The sequence below is a fragment of the Corynebacterium sp. NML120713 genome, from assembly GCF_001875735.1.
Classification (GTDB): domain Bacteria; phylum Actinomycetota; class Actinomycetes; order Mycobacteriales; family Mycobacteriaceae; genus Corynebacterium; species Corynebacterium pseudogenitalium.
Genome location: NZ_MLCR01000005.1, coordinates 415,432 through 437,720 on the forward strand (window position 1 = coordinate 415,432; position 22,289 = coordinate 437,720).

The 22,289-nt window shown below is 56.4% G+C and carries 21 protein-coding genes; 18 read left to right on the top strand and 3 right to left on the bottom strand.

Annotation, left to right across the window (positions count from 1 at the left end; translation table 11 throughout):
- Positions 1 to 9: 9 nt before the first annotated feature.
- The 13 genes from dop (at position 10) to BJP06_RS02110 (ending at position 14,549) form a co-directional block, all read left to right on the top strand.
- Positions 10 to 1,521, top strand: coding sequence for a depupylase/deamidase Dop (dop, locus tag BJP06_RS02050; RefSeq protein WP_071572625.1), 1,512 nt, complete (start codon positions 10 to 12; stop codon positions 1,519 to 1,521).
- Positions 1,514 to 1,699, top strand: a complete 186-nt coding sequence (locus BJP06_RS02055; RefSeq protein ID WP_070362468.1) for a ubiquitin-like protein Pup — start codon at positions 1,514 to 1,516, stop codon at positions 1,697 to 1,699. The genes dop and BJP06_RS02055 overlap by 8 nt, the downstream gene beginning before the upstream one ends.
- Positions 1,696 to 3,111: a Pup--protein ligase gene (gene pafA, locus BJP06_RS02060; RefSeq protein WP_071572626.1), complete on the top strand. Its 1,416-nt coding sequence runs from the start codon at positions 1,696 to 1,698 to the stop codon at positions 3,109 to 3,111. The genes BJP06_RS02055 and pafA overlap by 4 nt, the downstream gene beginning before the upstream one ends.
- Entirely contained in the window at positions 3,101 to 4,057 is a 957-nt protein-coding gene (locus BJP06_RS02065; protein ID WP_070976941.1) for a YafY family protein, read from the top strand. The genes pafA and BJP06_RS02065 overlap by 11 nt, the downstream gene beginning before the upstream one ends.
- Positions 4,054 to 4,995: a YafY family protein gene (locus BJP06_RS02070; RefSeq protein ID WP_071572627.1), complete on the top strand. Its 942-nt coding sequence runs from the start codon at positions 4,054 to 4,056 to the stop codon at positions 4,993 to 4,995. Before BJP06_RS02065 ends, BJP06_RS02070 begins: the two co-directional genes overlap by 4 nt.
- 36 nt (positions 4,996 to 5,031) lie before the next feature.
- Positions 5,032 to 5,322 carry a Sec-independent protein translocase subunit TatA gene (tatA, locus tag BJP06_RS02075; RefSeq protein WP_071572628.1) on the top strand — a complete coding sequence of 97 codons (291 nt, stop codon included), beginning with the start codon at positions 5,032 to 5,034 and terminating at the stop codon, positions 5,320 to 5,322.
- Positions 5,323 to 5,437: 115 nt separating this feature from the next.
- On the top strand, positions 5,438 to 6,355 hold the full coding sequence (tatC, locus tag BJP06_RS02080) for a twin-arginine translocase subunit TatC (RefSeq protein WP_070362473.1): 918 nt from the start codon (positions 5,438 to 5,440) through the stop codon (positions 6,353 to 6,355).
- 4 nt (positions 6,356 to 6,359) lie between these two features.
- Positions 6,360 to 9,134 carry an RNA helicase gene (locus tag BJP06_RS02085; protein ID WP_071572629.1) on the top strand — a complete coding sequence of 925 codons (2,775 nt, stop codon included), beginning with the start codon at positions 6,360 to 6,362 and terminating at the stop codon, positions 9,132 to 9,134.
- A 30-nt stretch (positions 9,135 to 9,164) separates the two neighbouring features.
- Complete coding sequence (locus BJP06_RS02090) at positions 9,165 to 10,304, top strand: Xaa-Pro peptidase family protein (RefSeq protein ID WP_071572630.1); 1,140 nt, start codon at positions 9,165 to 9,167, stop codon at positions 10,302 to 10,304.
- Between the two features lie 12 nt (positions 10,305 to 10,316).
- Positions 10,317 to 11,531, top strand: a complete 1,215-nt coding sequence (locus tag BJP06_RS02095) for a lipase family protein (RefSeq protein WP_071572631.1) — start codon at positions 10,317 to 10,319, stop codon at positions 11,529 to 11,531.
- A 27-nt stretch (positions 11,532 to 11,558) separates the two neighbouring features.
- Positions 11,559 to 12,098 (top strand): FxsA family protein, encoded by a 540-nt coding sequence (locus tag BJP06_RS02100; RefSeq protein ID WP_071572680.1) that lies wholly within the window; start codon positions 11,559 to 11,561, stop codon positions 12,096 to 12,098.
- Positions 12,095 to 13,723: an apolipoprotein N-acyltransferase gene (gene lnt / locus BJP06_RS02105; RefSeq protein WP_071572632.1), complete on the top strand. Its 1,629-nt coding sequence runs from the start codon at positions 12,095 to 12,097 to the stop codon at positions 13,721 to 13,723. The genes BJP06_RS02100 and lnt overlap by 4 nt, the downstream gene beginning before the upstream one ends.
- A complete protein-coding gene (locus tag BJP06_RS02110; protein ID WP_083290780.1) occupies positions 13,677 to 14,549 on the top strand; it encodes a polyprenol monophosphomannose synthase in 873 nt (290 codons plus the stop codon). Before lnt ends, BJP06_RS02110 begins: the two co-directional genes overlap by 47 nt.
- A gap of 76 nt (positions 14,550 to 14,625) precedes the next feature.
- Here the strand turns inward: BJP06_RS02110 and BJP06_RS02115 are convergent, their stop codons facing one another.
- Positions 14,626 to 15,003: an RNA polymerase-binding protein RbpA gene (locus BJP06_RS02115; protein WP_070477143.1), complete on the bottom strand. Its 378-nt coding sequence runs from the start codon at positions 15,001 to 15,003 to the stop codon at positions 14,626 to 14,628.
- Positions 15,004 to 15,131: 128 nt separating this feature from the next.
- Between BJP06_RS02115 and BJP06_RS02120 the strand changes: the two genes are divergently transcribed.
- Both BJP06_RS02120 and BJP06_RS02125 read left to right on the top strand, forming a co-directional pair.
- A complete protein-coding gene (locus tag BJP06_RS02120) occupies positions 15,132 to 15,479 on the top strand; it encodes a hypothetical protein (protein WP_071572633.1) in 348 nt (115 codons plus the stop codon).
- A gap of 6 nt (positions 15,480 to 15,485) precedes the next feature.
- A complete protein-coding gene (locus tag BJP06_RS02125; protein ID WP_070362479.1) occupies positions 15,486 to 16,196 on the top strand; it encodes a YceI family protein in 711 nt (236 codons plus the stop codon).
- A gap of 129 nt (positions 16,197 to 16,325) precedes the next feature.
- Here BJP06_RS02125 and BJP06_RS02130 read toward each other — a convergent pair whose 3' ends face one another.
- Complete coding sequence (locus tag BJP06_RS02130; RefSeq protein ID WP_145945246.1) at positions 16,326 to 17,654, bottom strand: cyclopropane-fatty-acyl-phospholipid synthase family protein; 1,329 nt, start codon at positions 17,652 to 17,654, stop codon at positions 16,326 to 16,328.
- 135 nt (positions 17,655 to 17,789) lie between these two features.
- On the opposite strand from BJP06_RS02130, the gene BJP06_RS02135 reads away from it, so the two are divergent.
- Positions 17,790 to 19,127: an NAD(P)/FAD-dependent oxidoreductase gene (locus BJP06_RS02135; RefSeq protein ID WP_070362480.1), complete on the top strand. Its 1,338-nt coding sequence runs from the start codon at positions 17,790 to 17,792 to the stop codon at positions 19,125 to 19,127.
- Positions 19,128 to 19,269: 142 nt separating this feature from the next.
- Positions 19,270 to 20,343: a magnesium and cobalt transport protein CorA gene (locus tag BJP06_RS02140; protein ID WP_070362481.1), complete on the top strand. Its 1,074-nt coding sequence runs from the start codon at positions 19,270 to 19,272 to the stop codon at positions 20,341 to 20,343.
- Here the strand turns inward: BJP06_RS02140 and BJP06_RS02145 are convergent.
- A complete protein-coding gene (locus BJP06_RS02145; protein WP_070362482.1) occupies positions 20,340 to 20,762 on the bottom strand; it encodes a PaaI family thioesterase in 423 nt (140 codons plus the stop codon). The two genes, BJP06_RS02140 and BJP06_RS02145, sit on opposite strands and share 4 nt — an antisense overlap.
- A gap of 36 nt (positions 20,763 to 20,798) precedes the next feature.
- Between BJP06_RS02145 and gndA the strand changes: the two genes are divergently transcribed.
- Positions 20,799 to 22,283, top strand: coding sequence for an NADP-dependent phosphogluconate dehydrogenase (gene gndA, locus BJP06_RS02150; RefSeq protein WP_071572634.1), 1,485 nt, complete (start codon positions 20,799 to 20,801; stop codon positions 22,281 to 22,283).
- Positions 22,284 to 22,289 lie beyond the last annotated feature (6 nt).

Consider the following 22,289-nt stretch of genomic DNA (forward strand, 5'->3'; position numbering starts at 1 on the left):
TCGTGAGCCATGGGACGTTTCATGGGAACAGAAACTGAGTATGGCATCACGACTCCGAGCGACCCGACGCTCAGCCCGCTCATAACCTCGACGCATGCCGTCGTGGCATACGCTGCGATGCATACGAGTGCTCGAAGCCGATGGGACTACGCGGAGGAACACCCGCTGAAGGATGCTCGCGGATACGACCTCCAACGCTATCGGACGGTTCCTGTTGTCGACCCAAACGCGATTGGCGTGGCGAATGTGGTGACTACTAACGGTGCTCGGTACTACGTCGACCACGGCCATCCTGAATACTCCTCCCCGGAAGTTGATAACGCCTGGGACGCCATGCTGTACGACGCCGCTGGTGATCTCTATTTGCGGCAGTCCATGGACGACATCCGTGGCCTCTGGGACGAAGGCATTTCGGTGCTTGACGGCACTGCACCATGCCCGCCCATTAAGTTCTACAAGAACAACGTCGATGGCAAGGGCCAGTCGTACGGCAGTCACGAAAACTACCAGTACTCACGCCACACTGACTTCGCAGCGGTGGTAGAGGGGCTCATTCCGTTCTTCGTCACTCGGCAGGTCATCATTGGCGCCGGTCGAGTCGGCATCGGGCGCGAAAGTGAACATGCCGGTTTCCAGATTTCACAGCGCGCAGACTACTTCGAGCAGGAAATCTCACTCGAAACGACACTGAACCGAGGCATCATCAACACGCGCGACGAACCACACGCTGACGCTACACAGTTTCGACGCCTCCACGTCATCATCGGTGACGCCAACATGAGCCAGTACTCCAACTTCTTGAAGATGGGCATGACCAAACTCGTGCTCGACGCAATCGAAGCTGGAGTGGACTTCTCGGACCTCACCATCCAGGACCCGGTTGCTGAGCTGCAACGCATCTCCCACGACCCAACGTGCACACACAAACTACTTCGTGCCAACGGTAGGCGCTGCACAGCAATCGAGGTGCTTCGGGAAATCCGAGACCGGGTGCAGGGGCTGCCAAACGAAGGGGACGTCGATAAGCGAGTGCTCGCCCTTTGGGCTGAAGTGCTCGATGATCTCGCAGTCGACCCACTACGCACCGCGGATCGCCTTGATTGGACGGCCAAGTGGGCGCTTGTGCGCTCGTTCATGGACCGAGGAGTAGCCGCGGACGACCCAAAGTTGAAAATGATCGACATCCAGTACGCTGACATAGATCCTGCGAAGTCGCTGTATCACGCACTCGTCCGAAAAGGATCGATACGGACACTGGCAAGCGATGAGGAGATTGCTCTCGCAGCAAAGAACCCGCCGATAAACTCCCGCGCGTACTTCCGTGGCAAGGTAACCGAAAAGTTTGGGGAAGAGATCGCGGCATCGAGTTGGCAGTCCATCGTTTTCAGGATTGAGGATCGAATGGTCCGCGTGCCGCTCGACGATGTCAATGGCTGGACGTATGAGCAAACTGCCCAAATCATCAACCGCGCTACAACGGCATCGGAGCTGCTAAACGCGCTAGGGTATAAGCATGTCTAAGCAGCAACAAATGTTCGGTGGAGGAGACACCCCGGAACCGCAGAATGAAGAAGGCAACAGCGCCCAAGCCCAGGTCGAGGTGACAGGCACTGACGATTTACTCGATGAGATTGATGCCTTGCTTGACACGAACGCTGAGGAGTTTGTGCGTTCATTCGTTCAAAAAGGTGGCCAATGAGTTCCGAACACCCTGCGTTGTATGCGCGCCGAATCATGGGGGTGGAGACGGAGTTTGGGCTCGCCGCCTACGCACATGGGCAATCCATCCTTGGTCCGGAAGAGCTTTCGCGCTACCTGTTCCGGCCGGTAGTTTCGCGCTATCGGTCGTCGAATATCTTCACCCAGAATGGCTCTCGGCTCTACCTCGACGTAGGTGCGCACCCTGAAATCGCGACGCCAGAATGCGACTCGCTGATGCAGCTCTTGCAGTACGACAAGGCTGGCGAGATGCTCTACCACCAGCTTGCGCTGCATGCAGAGGAAGCCCTTGCGCAGGAGGGGACTCCGGCCCAGGTGTACCTGTTTAAGAACAACGTCGACTCACAGGGCAACTCTTACGGTGCACACGAGAATTATCTGGTGAGTCGCGAAATCGTCCTGAAGTCATTTAGCAAGCAGCTCCTGCCTTTTTTGATTACGAGACAGCTAATATGTGGCGCAGGAATGATCAATAAGGGCAAGTTTGTGCTGTCCCAGCGCGCCGACCAGGTGTGGGAAGGGGTTTCATCTGCCACCACGCGCACGCGTCCCATTATTAACACTCGAGATGAGCCACACGGAGATTCTCATCGATTCCGCCGAATGCACGTCATCGTCGGTGACTCCAACATGTCGGAAACTACGTTCGCGCTCAAGGTAGGCGCGACGCAGCTGGTCATTGAGATGCTTGAGGCTGGCTTCCCGATGCCGAACGTGGAGCTCGAAGATCCGATCAAGCATATTCGAGCGATTGCGCTCGACCCGACTGGCCAAACGCTCCTTACTTGTAAAGACGGCTCAATTGTTACAGCACTCGCGGTGCAGCAACAGATTCTTGACGCCGCCACAAATTGGCTGACACAACGGCCAGACGAGGGAACCTCAAACGAGGAACTCAGTCGGGTAGTGGAGCTATGGCAAAGAGTGCTGACTGCAATCGAGACGCAGGATTTCTCTGCGGTTGACACAGAGATCGACTGGGTGATCAAACACAAGCTCTTAGAGCAAGTTCGTGAAAAACTAGACACGGACTGGTCACATCCGAAATTGGCACAGATTGATTTGACCTATCACGACATCAACCCGGAGCGTGGTCTGTTCTACCTGCTGCAACGCAAAGGCCTCGCGGCGCGTTGGACTACCGACGCGGACATTCGAATGGCTGCTGAGCAGCCTCCTGCCACGACTCGCGCCGCGCTGCGGGGCAGGTTCCTCTCAGCTGCTCGGGACTACAACGCGGAGCACAACGTCGACTGGGTGCACCTGAAAGTAAACCGTCCAGAGCCTCGAACGCTCAAGCTTCTCGATCCCTTCGAAACCGAGAACGCTGACGTCGACGCTTTGATCCAATACATCGTGGACAACCACCAACAGGAGCATCATGACGCGTAGTGATGTAATGACTTCCCGGCAGCTGAACTTGGCGTTCGCGTTACTGGGGTCACCGCGTCCGAGGACACAGCAGTGGATTGCCAAGCACGTCGACGGATACGCTGATCGAACTCCAGAAGCCCTGGAGAAACTGATTAAGCGCGACGTCGACGACCTTCGCCGTGTTGGCGTGCCCGCAGAAACTCGAGCAGGCGAGGCATGGATCGAACACGATAAGTACGAACTCGAGCCGCTCAACCTCACTGTTGAGGAGGCAACGGCGCTCGGCCTAGTAGTTGATCTCAGCCAGGCGGGACGCCTAGGCGCGTTTGCGCGATCCGGTTGGACAAAGATCGCGGCATCTGGTGTGACCAGGATGTTTGATAGCCCAACCATTGCGTTCGTCGACAACGACATCATCAACCTCGACCCGGATGTGCTCAAGGCGGCCTTGGCTTGCGCACGCACCAAGACCCGCATGACGTTCGATTTTCAGCCAGCTCCAGGTGCGTCGATCCAGCGCCGAACGTTCGACCCTTGGAGCGTCGTACCTCTCAATAACAAGACTTACCTTGTTGGTTGGGACTGCGATCGCGGCCAAGAGCGCGTCTTCAGACTGATGAAGGTGAGCAACATCAGGAAGTCGAAGAATCAGACATCGTTTCACGACGCCACCAAGGACCCGCGTGACGTACTTCAGAACGTACTGCGTGGCCCGCTCGTCGATGCCGTGGTGGAAATTTCAGCTGGTGTAGGCGAGGAGCTATCGCTGCAAGGGGAGCGCTCAGAGGGCGCTGCAGCGGGTCTGGACCGGATAGCTGTCAGTGGGGTCGAACGCGACTGGCTCGTGCGCACTCTCGCGAGCCTTGCTCCGCATGTGCACTCAATTACGCCGCCCGATATCCACGAAGAGGTATCTGCACTCTTGCGCAAACAGCTTCGAGGACAGGAACGAGTTGAAGCATGAAACAAGACACTGCTGTCGAACGCCAAGTGCGTCTGGCACGGCTTTTAAACCTGTTGTCATATCTGTCGCAGCACCCGGACCGTTCACCAATGGAAATAGCGCGGGACATCGGAACTGACGCGGAACAGGTGAAAAGCGACTTGGCGATGCTCCATTTGTCGGGAGTTGGCAATGGCCCCGGGGAGATGATTGATCTCGAACATTCGTGGACCGAGGTGACCGTCATTGACGACCAAGGTTTGAGTCGGCCCTTGCGTCTCACACCAACCGAGGCAAACACATTGTTACTGCTGCTCGACTCATTCGAGACCATGCCAGGCCTGCTCGACCAAGCGGCGCTGAGTTCTGCAGCAGAGAAGTTGCGAGCTGTAGTTGGCAGTACCTCCGTGCTTGACGCGGATGAGGAGCAAAGCGATCAAGAATCCATCCTGGGGATACTTCAAAGTGGTTTGCAGCAAGGCGTTCAAGTGCAGGTGACATACTTTTCGCCTTCCTCCGATACGCTTCGTGAGCGCCAGTTGACCGGTATTCGGTTCTTTCACCAAGGTGGTCACACCTATTTCACGGCGCTGGATAGAGGAGAGGAGAAGAGCTTCCGAACTGACCGAATTCGTGAAGCTCGGTTGACCGAAGTTCCAGCCGACCGTTCTGCGGTGGGCAAGACGTTTGACGGCTCCGACCCATTTGGCTTTGACTCCGAAAACATCGCTAACCTACTCGTATCTTCCGATGCGACATGGCTTGCGGACTACTGGGAAATCGAAATCGGTGATGCCTATGATGACGGACGGATTGAGGCAACCATGGTCTACGGGTCCGCGGACTGGCTTATCCGTTTCTGCCTTAGCCAAGGAGACCGCATCGAACTCGTCGGTCCGCCAGAGCTGGCTGCTGAGGCACGCCGTCGTGCGTTTTCCGGCTTAGAGGCATTAGAATAGCGGAGGACTCTACCCAAGCAGTGTGAAAGGAATCCAATGCCGAATTTAGGTTGGATGGAAATCCTGATTATTTTGGCCATCGTGCTGTTATTGTTCGGGGCAAACAAGCTTCCCGACTTGGCACGTTCGATGGGTCGCTCCGCCCGTATCTTCAAGTCTGAAGTCAAGGAGCTGCGCAACGACGACGAGGCGCAAGCTACTCCGCAGCAGCCTGCGCAGAGCCAGGAACCTAAAGAAATCGCTCCTCCATCGAATCCGCAGCAGCAAACAAGCACTAACGCTCAGCAAAGTTTTTGGGACGCGCCTGAGAACCAGCACCGCCAGTAGCGTTTGTTGTTAAGGAATTCTTGGAGGTCGTAGTTCAGTGGGGCAACAGCAAGTTCCGCCTGCACAAAAGGCAGGTCGTCGATTTCGTCGGAAGCCAAAGAATGCTACCGGCGAGATGACGCTCGTTGAACACCTGAAAGAGCTACGACGCCGCGTCATCGTCTCGCTCGTCGCAGTGTGCGTCGGCACCGTTGTGGGATTCATTTGGTATCAGTCTGCGCCTTTTCACTGGTACCCACTCGGCGAAATCATTCGAGGCCCGTACTGCAACCTCCCGACTGAGCTTCGAGCAGACTTCACAGGTGATGGCAATTGTCGTCTCTTAGCGACGGGCCCCTTCGAAATGTTCATGCTGCGGCTGAAGGTAGGCGCGCTCGCTGGGCTCGTCATGGCATCACCAGTGTGGCTGACCCAAATTTGGCGATTCATCACGCCGGGGCTCCACAAGAATGAAAAACAGTACACATTCACGTTTGTGACGCTTGCGGTACTGCTCTTCGTGGCCGGGGCGATGCTTGCGTACTTTGTTTTGGACAAAGGACTGTACTTCCTGATGACGATGGGCAGCGAGGTGCAGATTGGCGCACTGTCTGGTGGAAGCTACTATAACTTTTTGCTCGGGCTCATCGTCGTCTTTGGTGTGAGCTTCGAAGTCCCCCTCATCATCGTGATGCTCAACGTCGCGGGCATCATTCGTTATGAACAGGTAAAGGATAAGCGCCGGATCATCATCGTTGGGATCTTTATCTTTGCGGCGTTTATGACACCCGGCCAGGACCCGTTCTCGATGGTCGCGCTGGCGCTCTCCATCACACTCCTCGTCGAGTGCGCATTCCAGTTCTGCAGGATCAATGACAAGCGCCACGCCAGGAACAGACCGGACTGGCTCGACCTCGACGACGACGAGTCCTCAGGACCTATCGACGCAGCTTCGCCCATCGAAAAGGCAGCACCGATTGGTAACGTAGCGGCCGTAGAGAAGCCAAAGCCCGTGCACACGTTTACCGAGGATCCCTTCAACGACGTACTGTAGGGGCATGTCCGCTTCCTCTGACTCGTTTCTCGCACAGTTTCAAGCCTCGAAGGATTTTCCGCTCGACCCATTCCAAATTGAAGCTTGCCAGGCACTCGAAGACGATCGGGGCGTGCTCGTCTGCGCCCCAACGGGATCCGGGAAAACCGTAGTCGGTGAGTTCGCCGTTGCGCTGGCGCTCTCGCGAGGCACAAAGTGCTTTTACACCACACCAATTAAGGCGCTGAGCAATCAGAAGTACCACGACTTCGTCGCGGCATACGGCGAAGAATCCGTTGGACTGCTGACAGGCGACGTGAGCATCAACGGTTCGGCGGACATCGTCGTGATGACGACAGAGGTGCTCCGAAACATGGTGTACGCGGAAGCACCTCGCCTGGACCGACTAACCCACGTGGTAATGGATGAAATCCACTTCCTCGCAGATCCGGAACGTGGACCTGTTTGGGAGGAGATCATTCTCAACTTGGACGACTCCGTCCAGATCGTTGGGCTTTCGGCGACTGTGTCGAACTCGGAAGAGTTCGGTGAATGGCTCAACACTGTTCGTGGCGATACGACCGTGATTGTTTCCGAAGACCGTCCGGTTCCGTTGAGTCAGTACATGATGGTTGGCAAGAAGGTCCTTCCATTGTTCGAACCTGCCAACCCATCCTCCGAGCCCGAACTTAACAGGGCTTTGGCGCATCAGATCGCCCGTATCGAGTCTCGAACGACGGAAGAAGGCGCGGACGACTTTCATGAAGGTCGCGGGTTCCGTGCCCGCTCGAGTGGACGTCGCCATGGGAGGACGCGCCAACAAGACCGCTACCGTCCGGTTGGGCGGCCGGAAGTTGTCGAGGTGCTCGATGGGCTAGAGATGCTTCCGGCAATTGTGTTCATCTTCTCTCGAGCGGGATGCGATGGCGCTCTCTACCAATGCCTCCGTTCGCGGAAGGAACTCACGACAGAAGAGGAACGTGCACGTGCCGCCGAGATCATCAACGCGGGTGTTGAAGGCATCCCGGAAGAGGATCTCAAAGTACTGAACTACCGACAGCTTCGCAGCGCGTGGCTGAGGGGGTTCGCATCGCACCACGCAGGGCTATTACCCGCGTTCAAGCACATCGTCGAGCAGTTATTTGTGGAAGGGCTCGTCCGGGTGGTCTTTGCGACCGAAACGCTGGCCCTGGGCATCAACATGCCGGCCCGAACCGTCGTGCTGGAGAAGTTAGTCAAGTTCAACGGCGAGGGCCACGTAGACCTCACGCCAGGGCAGTACACCCAGCTCACGGGGCGCGCCGGTCGGCGAGGGATCGATGTGCTCGGCAACGCTGTTGTGCAGTGGGCGCCAGCGATGGACCCGCAGTATGTAGCTGGATTGGCGTCGACAAGAACGTATCCACTCATTTCACCATTTGCTCCCGGCTACAACATGGCTATCAACATGCTTGCCATGAATGGTTTCGACGACTCCATTCGACTTATCGAGCAGTCATTTGCTCAGTTCCAAACCGACCGATCCGTGGTTGGCGAGGTGAGGGACCTAGAGCGGCTGGAAGGCAAAGTTGCTCGACTTCGCGCCCAATTATCCCGCGATATCTCTTCGTACGCGCCACCATCAGACCACGCGATTGAGGACCTGTTGGAGTACTTGGACATCCGACATGCTCTCAGCGTGGAGGAGAAGAAAGCACGGAGAGACGCGCTCGACAACCGGCACACCGAGGTCGCCCGCGTGCTGGCCCGACTGGAAGTCGGCGAGATCATCGCGCTTCCTGGTAAACGTCAACCGGAGCTCGCGGTCGTGGTTCAGCCCGCCGGCAGACACGACGATCCGCGCCCCTGGGTCACCACCGAGCGCGGCTGGTCGAGCCGCATCAACGCTGATTTTTTCAAGAACACTCCGCTCGTCGTAGGACGAATGAAAGTTCCGCGGCATACGCGGGACCAACCACGCAAATTTGCGAAAAAGATCGCAAGCCAGCTTCGCCACGCCCCGGTGCATGCACCAAAGCGACTGCGTGAGAAAGCCCGGTATCGCGCTCCAAAATCCGTCACCAAACTTCGCGAGCAACTTCATGCGCACCCCGTCCACTCATGGCCGGCCACGGACCGCGAAATGCTGGCCCGAGTAGGCGAGAAGCTTGCCCGGGAGCAGCGCGCACTTGACCGGATGAGCAGACAAGTAGACAACGCCACCGACACACTTGGCAGAACATTCGAGCGCTTGATCGGGCTCCTGCAAGAACTCGACTACGTGGAGCTCGTGGAAGGCGAATTCCAAGTCACTGATGAGGGCGAGCGTTTAGCAAAGCTGCACAATGTTTCGGACCTCCTCGTTGCGCAGTGCCTAAAACGCGGGATCTGGGACGAGTTGGACCCCGCCGAGCTCGCCGGTGTCGCCTCGATGGTCGTGTTTGAGAACCGCCGTACCACGGGAGGCTCCCCGGAGGCCGCTACAGAGCCAATGGCCCACGCAATGAATGAAACGATGCGTGTGTACGGCGAACTCGTTTCCGATGAACAGCGCCACAATCTTCCACTCACCAGAATGCCAGACCCACATTTCTCACTCGCGTTGCACCAATGGACCGCCGGCGCACCGCTTGGGTACGCGCTTGCAGCCGCGGCAGAATCTGGCGCGGAACTGACCGCGGGCGACTTTGTCCGATGGTGCCGGCAGGTGATCGACCTGCTAGAACAGGTGAAGAAGGTCGGCTACAGCGATGAGATTCGCAACAATGCGAACCGCGCGATAGAAGCTATTCGACGCGGTGTAGTAGCAATCGGGAACTAGTGCGAGTACTAGTGCGCCTACGATGGGCGTATGACTTTCTTCGGAAGCGATACATTTGAACGTCGACGCGCAGCAGCCTGCAAATTTCTTGCGGCAAATCACCTGCGCGCCGTGATCATCGGCCCTGGCCCGGAATTTGAATACCTGACCGGTACACAAATCGATACGCACGAGAGGCTCTCCGCTATCGTGCTCACCGATGAAGGAAACGCTACCGTTGTCCTCCCCAGCACCGACGCTGGCTCCTTCCCCTCAGACGACCCGGCGCTCATCCCCATTGGGTGGCGCGATGGCGAAGACCCCTATGAAATTGTTTATAAACTCATCGCATCGCCTGCCGACAGCGCAACGCCTCCGATCATTGGCCTGGGCAGCACGCTCACCGCGGATCACGTGCTGGCTTTGCAGCGATACCCATTCAAGACCTGTCTTGCGCAGGACGCATTGTCTAGTCTGTTTATGGTCAAGGATGATGACGAGATTGCGCAATTGGCTCAGGCCGCCGAAGCAATCGACCGCGTTCATGCCCTCGTTCCCTCGCTACTTACCCCAGGTATTACCGAGCGCGCTGTGGCCGACGCACTGCACACGGCGATCCTGGAGGAGCACACCGCAGTAGACTTCATCATCGTCGGTTCTGGCCCCAACGGCGCAAACCCTCATCACGACTTCTCCGATCGAATCATTGAAGCAGGGGACATCGTCGTCGTCGATATCGGAGGGACGATCGCGAGCGGCTACCACTCCGACTGCACGCGAACGTATCTTGTCGAAGGAGCACCGGGTAGCCAAGAGCAGCTCGATGCCTACAAAGTGCTTTTGCAAGCGCAACAGGCAGCTTGCGACGCCGCTCGGCCTGGAATGCGAGCAGAAGAGCTCGACGCGGTTGCGAGGAACATTATCTCCGAGCACGGGTACGGCGAGTGGTTTACGCACCGAATCGGGCACGGCATTGGGTTGGCTGGCCACGAACCGCCGTTCCTGGTCACCGGCAATGATCTCGTCCTAGATGAAGGAATGGTCTTTTCCATCGAACCAGGAATTTACAAACCAGGCAGCTGGGGAATGCGTATCGAGGACATAGTGCATCTTCAGGCAGACGGTGCACACGCGCTGAACACCAGGCCAAAGACTTTGCAGCCCCACCCGCGAGACACTCCGAAGATCTAGGAAAGCACATACATGGAGTTCGGCTTAACTCTTCGCACACTGCTGCCGCTTAGCGTTGACCTCACGCATTCACATCCGATCACGGATGCGGAGTATGGCAAAGCAACCTGGGCAGTCGGCGCTCCTCCTGGCACATTGTTGCAAGCAACGCCGATTCGTCCTATAGGGCTGCAGTACAGGCTCAATCGTGCCAACGCATTCAGAATTGAATACACCACGACCGACGAGCGGGAACGCGTGATGTCTGCTACCGGCGCGGTGTTCCTCAGCAAGCGTCCCTGGCATGGCAATGGACAGCGTCCAACCGTCGCGTTCGCCCCCTCCACCCAAGGCGTTGCCCCGGCATGTGACCCTTCTTACTCCTGCACAGTGGGACTTCGACTTCGACGCAAACCACTGGACCTTATCGCTGCCTACGAGCAGCCTGCGATCAACATGTTGCTCGCCGCGGGAGCGAATGTCGTGTTGACGGACTATCCACGAGATCCCGAAGACAATGTGCAGCTCTATTGCTTCCACCGCGCAGCAGCCCACGCACTCGCCGATGCAGTTCGCGCCAGCGTAGGCCTAGGCTGCAGCGTCGAAAAGCTTGGTCTCTGGGGTTTTTCTCAGGGCGGGGGCGCCGCAGCTTCATGGTTAGAGCAACCCGAGTACGCGCCGGAACTACATCTGCGTGCCGCAGTCGTCGGAGCACCACCTGCAGATCTGCTTGCGATGCTCGACCGCATCGATGGGACGCTTCCGTCCATCATGATTCTTTACGCAGTCGCCGCCCTTCTAGCATCCGACCCAGAGATCACGGAAGAGCTGATGCCCCACCTCAGCCCCGTTGGTATGTCCGCTGTCATCCTTGATGCGAACATCTGTGCAGTGGGCGCGGTCCTCCGACATGCTTGGGCAAGCACCGTACACTGGACGGCAGCAGGTATCCCAATGTCTACGCTCCTCGAGGATCTTCCGAAAACAGCCGCAGCGCTCGACGATCAAGCATTAGGTACTCGTACACCACTCGATATCCCACTCAGACTGTGGGGCAGTAAGCACGACGACATCGTCCCGTGGCAAGTGGTCGCCGAACTAGGGGAGAGGTGGGATAGACCCGTTCAAATGCGAAAACTTCCCAAGCTTCCGGGAAGAACTGGCATCAACCACTTCGCCCCATACTTCCAGCACCTCCGAAAGGACGTCCTGTGGCTATTAAGCCAGCTAGAATCCTCAGGCAAGTAACCGTGTAGTCCGGCTAAGATGGTCGGCATGCCAATCTACATTTTGACGTATTTCCTCGTAGAAGCGCTGGCGTTTTTCCTTGTCGCGAAGTCAATCGGCGTTGGCTGGGCTTTGCTGGCAATCTTCGCGCTGATGGTGCTAGGCGGTGCACTGGCGACGCTCACGCTCCGCGGCGAACTCGCAAAGGCGGCACGTGGCAAAACATCTGTAGGGAAGCTAGCAGGCGACTCTGCGCTTCTCATGGTTGGCTGGGCTTTTTGCATTATCCCGGGCTTCGTTTCTTCAATCCTGGGGTTCTTCTTGGTCTTCAGCCCTACTCGCTCGATACTCCGAAACCACCTTTCACGCTCTCTGCGGCAACGCGTGGAAAATGTTGGAATCAGGATGTACGAATCGACGCCGATGTCCCGAAACTCTGCTTCCTACGGCTCGTTCACGCAGCCAACTCCTGAGCGTGGGGCCAGCGACGATGAGCACCCCGTCATTGACACGGATGAAATCGAAGACTGGCTCTATGAAGAGCACAAACGCCGATCAGAAGGTGGGGAAGAGGGACCGCAGTCGTGAATGCGTCACTCCGACTTGTCCTCGCGGTACTTTCCGGCATTGCGGTTGCGTACTCCTATGAGCCGTTCGGGTACTGGTTCCTCGCAGTACTCGGCGTTGGTGCGTTCTACCTCGCTCTGATGCCGTGGCAACGTTTTGCTTCAGCAGCGAAACCATCGCCAAGTGCAGCATTTGGCTGCTTGCTCGGGTTTGCCCATGCCGCCACGTGCTACTTGATCCTCCTGCCCTGGATCGGAGCATTCGTCGGCGCGATGCCCTACGTGGCGCTCGCTATCACGCTGGCGCTCTCAGCGCTTATCACTGGCGCGGTTGGCGTCCGCATTGCCCGTTGTCAGTATGGGTTCCTTGCTTTTCCATTTGTGTATATCGCGGTGGAGTTCCTCCGCTCGTCGCTTCCATTCGGCGGATTTTCCTGGGTCCGGCTGGCATGGGGGCAGGTCAATGGGCCTCTGGTGTGGCTATCTTCAATTGGTGGTCCAGCGCTAGTTTCTCTCGCCGCCTGTCTCGCTGGTGTAAGCCTCGTGACGTTTCTCATCACGCGTGGGAGAACCCGCAGGGTAGCTGCGTTAGGTTTCGCGCTCCCGATCGGGCTCGGAGGACTTATCAGCCCGAGTTTCGATGGCGAGGGGACAGAGGCTCAGACGGCACAGGGCAACTCCGTACTGGTCGCAGCGATTCAAGGCAATGTGCCGCGCCTCGGGCTTGACTTCAACGCTCAGCGCAGAGCCGTGTTACAAAATCACGTCGATGAAACTGTTCGCGCAGCGAATGATGCCCAAAAACAAGGTGAAAAGCTTGACCTCGTTATTTGGCCGGAGAACTCGTCGGACGTGAACCCGTTTCAAGATCCTTTGGCGGCGTCGTCAATCGAACGCGCTGTGAGCGCAGTAGGGGCACCGGTGCTGGTGGGGACGCTGACGCGCGACGAGGTCGGTGCGCGCAACACGATGGTCGTGTTTGACCCGGAAACAGGGCCAGGCGAGACGCATCATAAACGCTTTTTGCAGCCGTTTGGCGAGTACATGCCAATGCGCGACTTCTTCCGGAAAATCACGGACCTCGTGGACCTCGCCAGCGATTTCAAGCCCGGCAATGGCCCAGGTGTCGTCCACATGGGAGGCATCCCTGTTGGGGTTGCCACATGCTATGAAGTGGCAGAAGACCCGGCGTACCGGATGGCAATTAATAATGGTGCGCAAATTCTCGCTACACCGACGAACAACGCGACTTTCGGGTTTAGCGATATGACCTATCAGCAGCTGGCGATGAGCAGGCTGCGTGCCATTGAAACGGATAGGGCAGTGGTTGTTGCAGCTACTTCAGGTGTGTCAGCAATCGTGCACCCTGATGGAACGGTGAGCCAAGAAACTTCTATATTTGAAGCTAACCACCTGATTGAACGCCTGCCACTACATACAACGCGGACATTTGCTGTGCGTTTTGGGGACTACCTCGAGGCTGCGTTCGTTTGGCTTGGGTTCATGCTCATACTCGGTGCAGCAGTCCGCCGACCCAGGGAGTATGCTAGACAACATTTGAACAACGGCGAGAAACGTTGCTGGAAAAGGAGCAGCCACCGTGGCGAATTCGACATTAGTGATCATCCCGACGTACAACGAGATTGAGAATCTTCCCCTCATTGTTGGCCGGGTTTTCGATGCAAACGATGATGTAGACATCCTTATTGTCGACGACAATTCTCCTGACGGAACGGGGCAGAAGGCCGACGAACTGGCAGAAGCGAATGATCGCCTGCACGTCTTGCACCGTGCTGGCAAGGAAGGGCTACTCGCCGCGTACCGCGACGGTTTCAACTGGGGACTCGAGCGTGACTATGAGGTTATCTGCCAGATGGACGCCGATGGCTCGCATGCACCTGAGGAGCTTCACCGCTTGTTGGAGGAGATCGAAAGCGGCGCAGACGTCGTAATCGGTTCGCGGTATGTGGACGGCGGGGAAGTTAAAAATTGGCCGAAGCAGCGCTACTTGCTTTCCAAGCTGGGAAACGCCTATGTTTCCCTTGCGCTGGGTGGCGATGTTCGCGACATGACCGCAGGTTACCGCGCTTTTCGACGCGAAGTCCTCGAGACCATCGATCTCCAGGAGTTGTCCAACAAGGGCTATATTTTCCAGGTCGATATGGCGCACAAGGCCGAGCTTGCCGGTTTCGACGTTCGCGAAGTACCGATTACATTCGAGGACCGCACGTTGGGCGAATCTAAGCTAGACGCAAGCTTCGCGACAACTTCTCTCTGGGAAGTCACCAAGTGGGGTGCCACCGAAAAGTTTGGCACCGCACGGGAGATGGCGAAAGAGGGATTCCGAATGCTCAGCTACGAGGCCAAGCGCTCTAAAGCAAACGAGCTGCTGAGCAAGGCGAACGACCTGCCTCAGCTCGCGGGCAACGTCGTAGAGGTTGCCAAGGAATTCATCGCTTCGAAGCGTAAGTAACTTCGCGTTGACAGTTAGACGAAAAGCGAGAAGCTACAGAATATGTGGCCTCTCGCCTTCGGGCTATAACTAGCTCTTACTTCTTGTTTTCTGCTGCTTGTTCTTTCGCCAAGCGCGCAGCAGCGCGACGACGTTTCCGCAGCTGTTCAAGGCGCTCTTCAAGCAGCACGTCGAGCTCTTCGATAGTACGGCGTTCGCGAAGCATATCCCAGTGAGTACGGGGTGGCTTCGTCGGCTTCGACTCGACGCCTTCGCCTTCCATAAGGGTGCCGAGCTGGCCGTTCTTGCACATCCATTCCTCTGGAATCTCTGCATCATCTGCGAACGGCACTTCGAAAATCTCGCCGTTCGGAGTGCGGTATCGCGCTTGCTGCCGAGGCGCGAGATCATGGTCTCGGTCCGTCTCGTAGCTCACAGCGCCCATTCGACTTCCGCGAAGAACACGATCAGCCATACTCAATTGTCCCTTCTAAACACATTTAAATGCAGTCGCCCTATTATAACGTTCACCTTTTAGATTTTGTTCCCGCAGTATTGAACCGGACATGCATTCCGTTCAAGGTGTGTATTAGGCTGACCCGTATGCCAGAAAGTGATGTGTACGCGAAGAGCGAATCGCCTACGTGTCAGTGGTGTGGCAAAGAAATGGCGCGGCAGCAGGGAAGAGGACGCCGCCGAAAATATTGCAGCCAGTCATGCAAGCAGCGTGCGTATGAACAGCGTAACTTTGTAGCCGGCACTGCGATTGATGAAGGGGCAGCCATCCTTAAACCGGAAACTGTGTCTATGCTCCGCGACAACCTTTTCGTTTTGCGTTGTACAGCGGAAGATATCCGGACAGCTGTGGATGAAGGTGCAAACCCGGATGAATTACGTAACATGTGTGACGAATTAATTGAATTAGCGCGAACAGTTGAGAAGTTGAGGTAAGTACCCATGAAGGAAGTGCAAGCTCCCAGCGACCGCAAGAAGAAGCTCTTGATGGTCATTGTTGCGGGAATTGCGGTGCTCGCGGTCCTGATCGCGATAATCCCATTGCTGCTCAACATGTTTGGTGGCGGTGGAGTCAAGACAGAAGGAATTGATACAGACCGACTTAAACCGGCGGACACTGACATCAACGGCGTTTGGAAGATCCAAAAGCGTCCTGGCGTCAACTCGACGTCCGTTGGGTTCACGTTCGATGAAGTTCTTCCTGGTGAAGCAAAGACGACCTCAGGATCGACGACAGGCGTTGAAGGCGAAGTACATATTGAGTCGGGTGTACTGCAATCTGGCGAAATCGTAGTCGACATGACGAATTTGACTACAGACAGCGATGTTCGAGACAACAACGTACGCCGGAAGATTCTTCACACGGATCAATACCCGACGTCAAGCTTCACGATCACCGAGCCGATTGATCTATCCAAGGTTCCATCAGACGGTTCCGCTGGAACCGTGAACGTGGTCGGAGACTTGACCATCCATGGCGAGACGAATCGCGTCACAGCACCTTTTGACGTAGCCCTGTCTGGCAGCCATCTCATCGTCGCGGGCGATGTACCGTTTGATAGAGCTGACTACGGCGTTGAGACGCCTGAATTTGTCGCAGCGAAGATTGCCGAGAGCGGGCTACTCAATATTCGCCTCAATATGACCAAGTAGACTGTCCAGAATTACCCGCCCAATTACGTCACGTTACGTTATTGGGCGGGCTTCCGCTATCTATATGCAAAGTTGTGGAAATGTCCGATAATGTACATTATGTCAACTAAGACACTTGACCCTTGCTTCTTATCGGCGCCCACCCCGGTGCTTCCGTACCAATACCGCCTGCGCCAGATCCAAGCCCCCTACGGATGCAACTGCTTCGCGAACCGCAAACTGCCAGAGCCATAGTCGGCGAAATACTTCGTCATAGCCATCGGCCGCGGCTTCACGGAGCCGCCCTTCAAACATTTGACGCTGCAAACGAATCGACAACCGAAGATGTTCCGGCGCACGGCTAATACTGATCGCTTGGAGATGCGTTTGCTGTTCAACTAGCTTCAGAAAATCGACTTCATATTGATACTCCATACCTGGCCATACATACGCACCAAGCACCTGAAGCGCACTCCGACACGCTCGGTTCACGGATTTTGATTGCACGCGACGTGCCATCACCGATTGCACACCGATACGCCCGCCTGGAAGTAGCATGCGGTCCATCGCGCGAAGGTACTGCACTTTATCGCGTTTCGGGCATGATTCAAGCTGACTAAATGAAACGATTGCATCATACGGCCCATGCTGCTGGGCCCATTGAGCGTCACCAAGTTTGCCCACGGCAACGCGCACATCGTTCGCAGCGCCATTAAGAATGAGGTATTCCCGAAGATGAGCGGCACTGTCATGGCTAATTGCGAGAGTATCAACCACCACTCCGCGCCCTATCGCGGCCAGAGCCACAGCACCTCCCGAGTTCGGATACTCGAGCAATCTCGTACCGCGCCCTGCACCGACTAGGTCCAGCAACTGCTGAGCGCTCCGCGCCTGTATATCGCCCAAGTCGGCTCGATCCGCATCGAGCGGTGCTTCGTAGGTGGTCACATCGATATAGCGGCGCTTTGCGCCACGCTGTTTGGCACGCTGCTCCGGGTAGGACTTGGTCAGTTTGCGCTCGGTAGTTGCGACACCTGTAGCGAAATGACCCTGGAAAGCACTCACACGATCGCCCGAAAAGTGCTGTACGAGAGAACTCGGCAGCATCGCTCCAACAGTTTCCGGCCGTGGCTTCCACGATGTACGACGGGGTACGTAACCCTGCCCCAGCAGCTTCGCAATGACTTCAACAAGTACATCCGATGAGGTCACTGACCACTCGCCTGCCATGTACCCCTCTGCCAGGCCTGTCCAGCCAGCAGCCGCGATTCGTTCAAAAAGCCGCTCATGGTTCACGAGAATGTCGGCGTCGTCACCAGAAAGCGTCACACCCGCGGCGTCACAGGCTCGAGCAAACTCGGCCTCTGCAAGCCTGGCGCGAGTTTTCAGAGCAAACCCATCCAACGGCTGCACTAGCCGTGGCCACTTTGTGGCGTCAACAGTGTGTAAATGCGTTGGTACTGGTTCAGGAATCGGCACGCTTCCCCACCTTACTTGGTCAAACTTTCAGCGGAGTTTTCGACGCTTCATCTCCAAAACCATACCGTTCTAACATTATGGGCGTACTATAAAGGGAAGAAAATTCAAACAGCTTTCCCAAGGAGCGACACTTTTATGACTCAGACACCATACCGCCCCGCTGGAAACCGCCATCACGTCGTGATCGTAGGTGCGGGGTTTGGTGGCATTAACGCTGCTCATGCACTCGCGGATGCAGACGTAGACATTACGATTATTAACCGCACAAACCACTTCATCTTCGCCCCTCTGCTCTATCAGGTAGCGACCGGTCTTCTGTCTGTCGGCGAAATTGCCTCTTCGGTTCGCCAGATTTTGGCAAGCCAGGACAACGTTCGCGTTGTGCGCGGCAATGTTGACGAGATCGATACCGCGAATCAGATCGTCACTGCTTCCGATGATGGTGCGTCGTCACAGTATGCCTACGACTCATTGATCCTCGCAGCGGGTGCAGGCCAGTCCTACTTCGGCAACGACCACTTTGCGGAGTTCGCACCTGGTTTGAAAACAGCCGATGACGCGCTCGAGGTGCGCGCGCGCATTCTTGATGCCTTCGAGAAAGCTGAGCTAGCTACTTCCGCTGAAGAACGCGAACGGCTGCTCACTTTTGTGCTCGTCGGCGCCGGTCCAACTGGTGTTGAGCTCGCTGGACAGATCGCCGAGTTGGCGCACCGCGCATTTGCTGGAGGCCAGTACTCGTTCTCACCAGATCAGACCAAGATCCTTCTTATCGACGGCATGCCACAGGTTCTGCCACCATTTGGAAAGCGTCTTGGCCGGAAGGCGCAGCGCGAGTTGGAGAAGGCAGGCGTTACTGTCATCTTAAATGCCATTGTGACTAACGTCGACGCTGAGAGCGTCACGTACAAGAACACCAAGACCGACGAAGAGACCACTGTCTACACTCCAACGAAGATTTGGTCTGCTGGTGTCCAGGCTTCCCCGCTGGGCAAGCAGGTCGCCGAGCAAGCTGGTGTAGAGGCTGAACGTAACGGCAAGGTGCCGGTGAACGCCGACCTGTCCGTTGGCGAACTGTCGAATGTATTCATCGTGGGCGACATGATGAGCCGCGACCGCTTGCCAGGCGTCGCCCAGGTTGCAATCCAGTCCGGTGAATATGTCGGAAAGATCTTGAAGGCACAGGTTGAAGACGAGATTACGCCGGAACAGCGCGAGCCATTCTCCTACTTTGACAAGGGATCGATGGCTATCGTCACTCGCTTTAACGCTGTCGTGAAGATGGGCAAGGTCGAAATCGCTGGATTCTTGGGTTGGTTGATGTGGCTCTACGTCCACGTCTCATTCCTCACTGGACTGCGCAACCGCACTGTCACAGCGTTGACGTGGGTTTACAACGCTTTAAGCTCGAAGCGATACAACCTTCCGACGACACCCGGCCAACGCCACGCGAAATCCGAAAACTCAGAGAACTAAATGACTCTGCTGACGCGCCTCTCCCCTTTGTATACGGTTGGAGAGGCGCGTTCGTGTTCCGTTCTCGAAGGGCGTAGTATCTCGAGCGTTGTTATATCCCTCGCCCTTGATTGGCGTGACGCAGGTAGTAAAGGGGGCCACTATGCCACCAAGGATCCCGTTGTCGAGGAAGTCGTCGAAAAGCACGCTTCAACCATCGCGCATACCGGTGAAGGTCCCTCTGGAACGCTCGATCGACTTTTGCAAAGTATTTGTCGACGGCAAGCGCGTCCCTGGCAACTATCGGATTCCACAGGCACTGCAGGTCGCACGGGAGCACGATAACGCGTTTGTGTGGGTCTCGTTGAAAGGTCCGACAGATGAGCAGATGACGAAGATCTCGTCGTTTTTCGACATTGACGATCTGATCGTTGACGACGTAGTCGATGCCCACCAGAGGCCAAAGGTTGAGCGCTACGATGAGCAGCTGTTCATGGTCGTGCGCTCGGTGTATTACCGCGACGATGAGGAAGTTGCGGATGCCCGTGAAATCATTTCCACTGGTGAAGTCCAAATTGTGACCGGTCCGAACTTTGCGATCACAATCCGGCACGGCGCACCACTGCCTGATTTGACTGGCAAACTAGAGAGCGAGGAGGAGCTTGCGGTGCTTGGCCCAAGTGCCGTCGCATGGGTGGTGTCCGACTACATCGTCGATAACTATTTGAAGGTCGCAGACAACCTGAGCCGCGACGTCGATGAGCTGGAAAACGAAGTGTTTACGCCTCGGCGAGACATTAACATTGACAAGATTTACAACTACAAACGTGAGATCTTGGAGATGCGCCACGCGATCGATCCACTTGCACCGGCGTTAAAGAATGGGTTGACCAACAACCGTGATCTGATGCGGAAAGCGCTCAGATCTTACTTCCGTGACGTGCAGGACAACGCGACGATCGTGAGTGACCACCTCTCAGGCTTCGATGAACGCCTTTCCTCCCTGCTTGACGCCTCGGTTGCGAAGGTTTCGATGCAACAGAACTCCGATATGCGTACGATATCTGCAGTAGTTGGTATGGCTGCGGCCCCGACCATGATTGCCGGTGTTTATGGCATGAATTTCGAGAATATGCCGGAATTGGCTTGGAAGTACTCCTACCCGGTGGTGCTCGGCGTAATGATCCTGACCATGGCACTGATGTATTGGTGGTTCAGGAAGAACCGCTGGCTTTAGGGTACGAGGAGCTTCAGATTCGTCAGGGCCACTAACTTGCCTTCGTGATGCATTTCGATGCGCCAGAGGTGGGTTCGCCGCCCGACATGAACTGGGCGCGCGGATGCTTCGATTCGCCCGTCACGGACGCTTCGTAGGAGGTCGGTGTTGTTGTTCATGCCGACAGCAGGTCTGCCAGCTGTCGCCATCGCTGCAACGGAACCTACCGTCTCTGCGAGACCGGCATAGACTCCCCCGTTGACGATCCCGGCAGGCTGAAGATGCTGGGGTCCGACGTCTATATGTGCAGTTACGCACTCTGGGCTACACGCCGTGATCACCATTCCGATCGTGTTGGCGTAACCGTTGTTGTATTCGTTGAGGGTCCGCAATTCTTCCTCGTTGAGCTCGCGATCAACTTTTTCGAATAGAAAACTCATTCCGTTCTTTCCTCTCAGCAGCGTAGTATTGTCTGCATGACTACCACCGAGCATGATACGAATCAGTCCCAGACTCATCTCGCCCAGATCGGCGTTGTCGGTATGGCGGTGATGGGTTCGAACCTAGCACGTAATTTCGCCCGCAACGGACATACGGTTGCTATCTACAACCGGTCCCCTGAGAAGACTCGCGCCGTAATGGCCGAGCACGGGGATGAGGACTCGTTTATCCCATCTGAAACGATTGAGGACTTTGTTGCCTCGCTGGAGCGTCCACGCCGTGCTGTCATCATGGTCCAGGCTGGCAAGGCTACGGATGCAGTGATCAATCAGCTCGTCGAAGCGATGGATGAGGGCGATATCATCATCGATGGCGGTAACTCGTTGTTCACCGATACGATCCGCCGTGAGAAAGAAGTCGCTGAAAAGGGGCGCCACTTCGTCGGCGCAGGTATCTCTGGCGGCGAGGAAGGTGCACTGCTTGGTCCTTCGATCATGCCTGGTGGTCCTGTCGAGTCATGGGAGGCGCTTGGCCCACTCCTTGAGGATATTGCCGCGAAAGTCGATGGCGTTCCGTGCGTGACCCACATTGGCCCAAATGGTGCCGGACACTTCGTCAAGATGGTGCATAACGGCATCGAGTACGCCGATATGCAGGTCATCGGCGAGGCATACCATTTGCTTCGCTACGCAGCTGGGTTGGAGCCGGCGGAGATCGCTGAAATCTTCTCCGAGTGGAATGAGGGTGACCTGGATTCCTACCTGATCGAGATCACCGCTGAGGTACTGAAGCAAGTCGATGAGCAAACAGGCAAACCGTTTGTCGACGTCGTTGTGGACGCGGCTGGCCAGAAGGGCACGGGTCGCTGGACTGTGAAGGAGGCCCTAGACTTGGGCGTCCCAGTCACTGGCATCGGCGAAGCAGTGTTTGCTCGTGCGCTTTCTTCTTCTACTGCGCAACGCACCGCGGCCTTGGAGGCCAACCTCCCTAGTGGCGTAGAAGCTTCGTTCGCTGACCTTGGTCTGGACAAGGCGCAGTTCGTCGAGGATGTCCGGCGTGCTCTGTACGCCTCAAAGCTCGTTGCGTACGCGCAAGGCTTTGATGAAATTGCTGCGGGTTCCGAGGAGTACGACTGGGGTCTGAAGCCTGGTGAGCTGGCGAAGATTTGGCGTGGTGGCTGCATTATCCGCGCGAAGTTCCTCGACCGCATCACCGAGGCGTATGAGAAAAACCCTGAGCTGCCATCACTGTTGCTCGACCCTTACTTCCGCAATGAGCTGGAGGGCGGCGTCATTGATGCGTGGCGTCGCGTCGTCATAACGGCTACGCAGCTCGGGCTTCCGGTTCCGGTATTCGCGTCCTCGCTCTCCTACTACGATTCCTTGCGTGCAGACCGCTTGCCTGCGGCGCTGATTCAGGGACAACGTGATTTCTTCGGTGCGCACACCTACAAGCGCGTCGATATGGACGGCACGTTCCATATCGCGTGGTCTGGCGACCGCAAGGAGCTTCGTTACTAAGCGTGG

Bases quoted from the DNA above. Each gene is read 5' to 3' on its own strand.
- dop (WP_071572625.1), top strand. From the start codon at position 10: ATGGGACGTTTCATGGGAACAGAAACTGAGTATGGCATCACGACTCCG.
- BJP06_RS02055 (WP_070362468.1), top strand. From the start codon at position 1,514: ATGTCTAAGCAGCAACAAATGTTCGGTGGAGGAGACACCCCGGAACCG.
- pafA (WP_071572626.1), top strand. From the start codon at position 1,696: ATGAGTTCCGAACACCCTGCGTTGTATGCGCGCCGAATCATGGGGGTG.
- BJP06_RS02065 (WP_070976941.1), top strand. From the start codon at position 3,101: ATGACGCGTAGTGATGTAATGACTTCCCGGCAGCTGAACTTGGCGTTC.
- BJP06_RS02070 (WP_071572627.1), top strand. From the start codon at position 4,054: ATGAAACAAGACACTGCTGTCGAACGCCAAGTGCGTCTGGCACGGCTT.
- tatA (WP_071572628.1), top strand. From the start codon at position 5,032: ATGCCGAATTTAGGTTGGATGGAAATCCTGATTATTTTGGCCATCGTG.
- tatC (WP_070362473.1), top strand. From the start codon at position 5,438: ATGACGCTCGTTGAACACCTGAAAGAGCTACGACGCCGCGTCATCGTC.
- BJP06_RS02085 (WP_071572629.1), top strand. From the start codon at position 6,360: ATGTCCGCTTCCTCTGACTCGTTTCTCGCACAGTTTCAAGCCTCGAAG.
- BJP06_RS02090 (WP_071572630.1), top strand. From the start codon at position 9,165: ATGACTTTCTTCGGAAGCGATACATTTGAACGTCGACGCGCAGCAGCC.
- BJP06_RS02095 (WP_071572631.1), top strand. From the start codon at position 10,317: ATGGAGTTCGGCTTAACTCTTCGCACACTGCTGCCGCTTAGCGTTGAC.
- BJP06_RS02100 (WP_071572680.1), top strand. From the start codon at position 11,559: ATGCCAATCTACATTTTGACGTATTTCCTCGTAGAAGCGCTGGCGTTT.
- BJP06_RS02115 (WP_070477143.1), bottom strand. From the start codon at position 15,003: ATGGCTGATCGTGTTCTTCGCGGAAGTCGAATGGGCGCTGTGAGCTAC.
- BJP06_RS02120 (WP_071572633.1), top strand. From the start codon at position 15,132: ATGCCAGAAAGTGATGTGTACGCGAAGAGCGAATCGCCTACGTGTCAG.
- BJP06_RS02125 (WP_070362479.1), top strand. From the start codon at position 15,486: ATGAAGGAAGTGCAAGCTCCCAGCGACCGCAAGAAGAAGCTCTTGATG.
- BJP06_RS02135 (WP_070362480.1), top strand. From the start codon at position 17,790: ATGACTCAGACACCATACCGCCCCGCTGGAAACCGCCATCACGTCGTG.
- BJP06_RS02140 (WP_070362481.1), top strand. From the start codon at position 19,270: ATGCCACCAAGGATCCCGTTGTCGAGGAAGTCGTCGAAAAGCACGCTT.
- BJP06_RS02145 (WP_070362482.1), bottom strand. From the start codon at position 20,762: ATGAGTTTTCTATTCGAAAAAGTTGATCGCGAGCTCAACGAGGAAGAA.
- gndA (WP_071572634.1), top strand. From the start codon at position 20,799: ATGACTACCACCGAGCATGATACGAATCAGTCCCAGACTCATCTCGCC.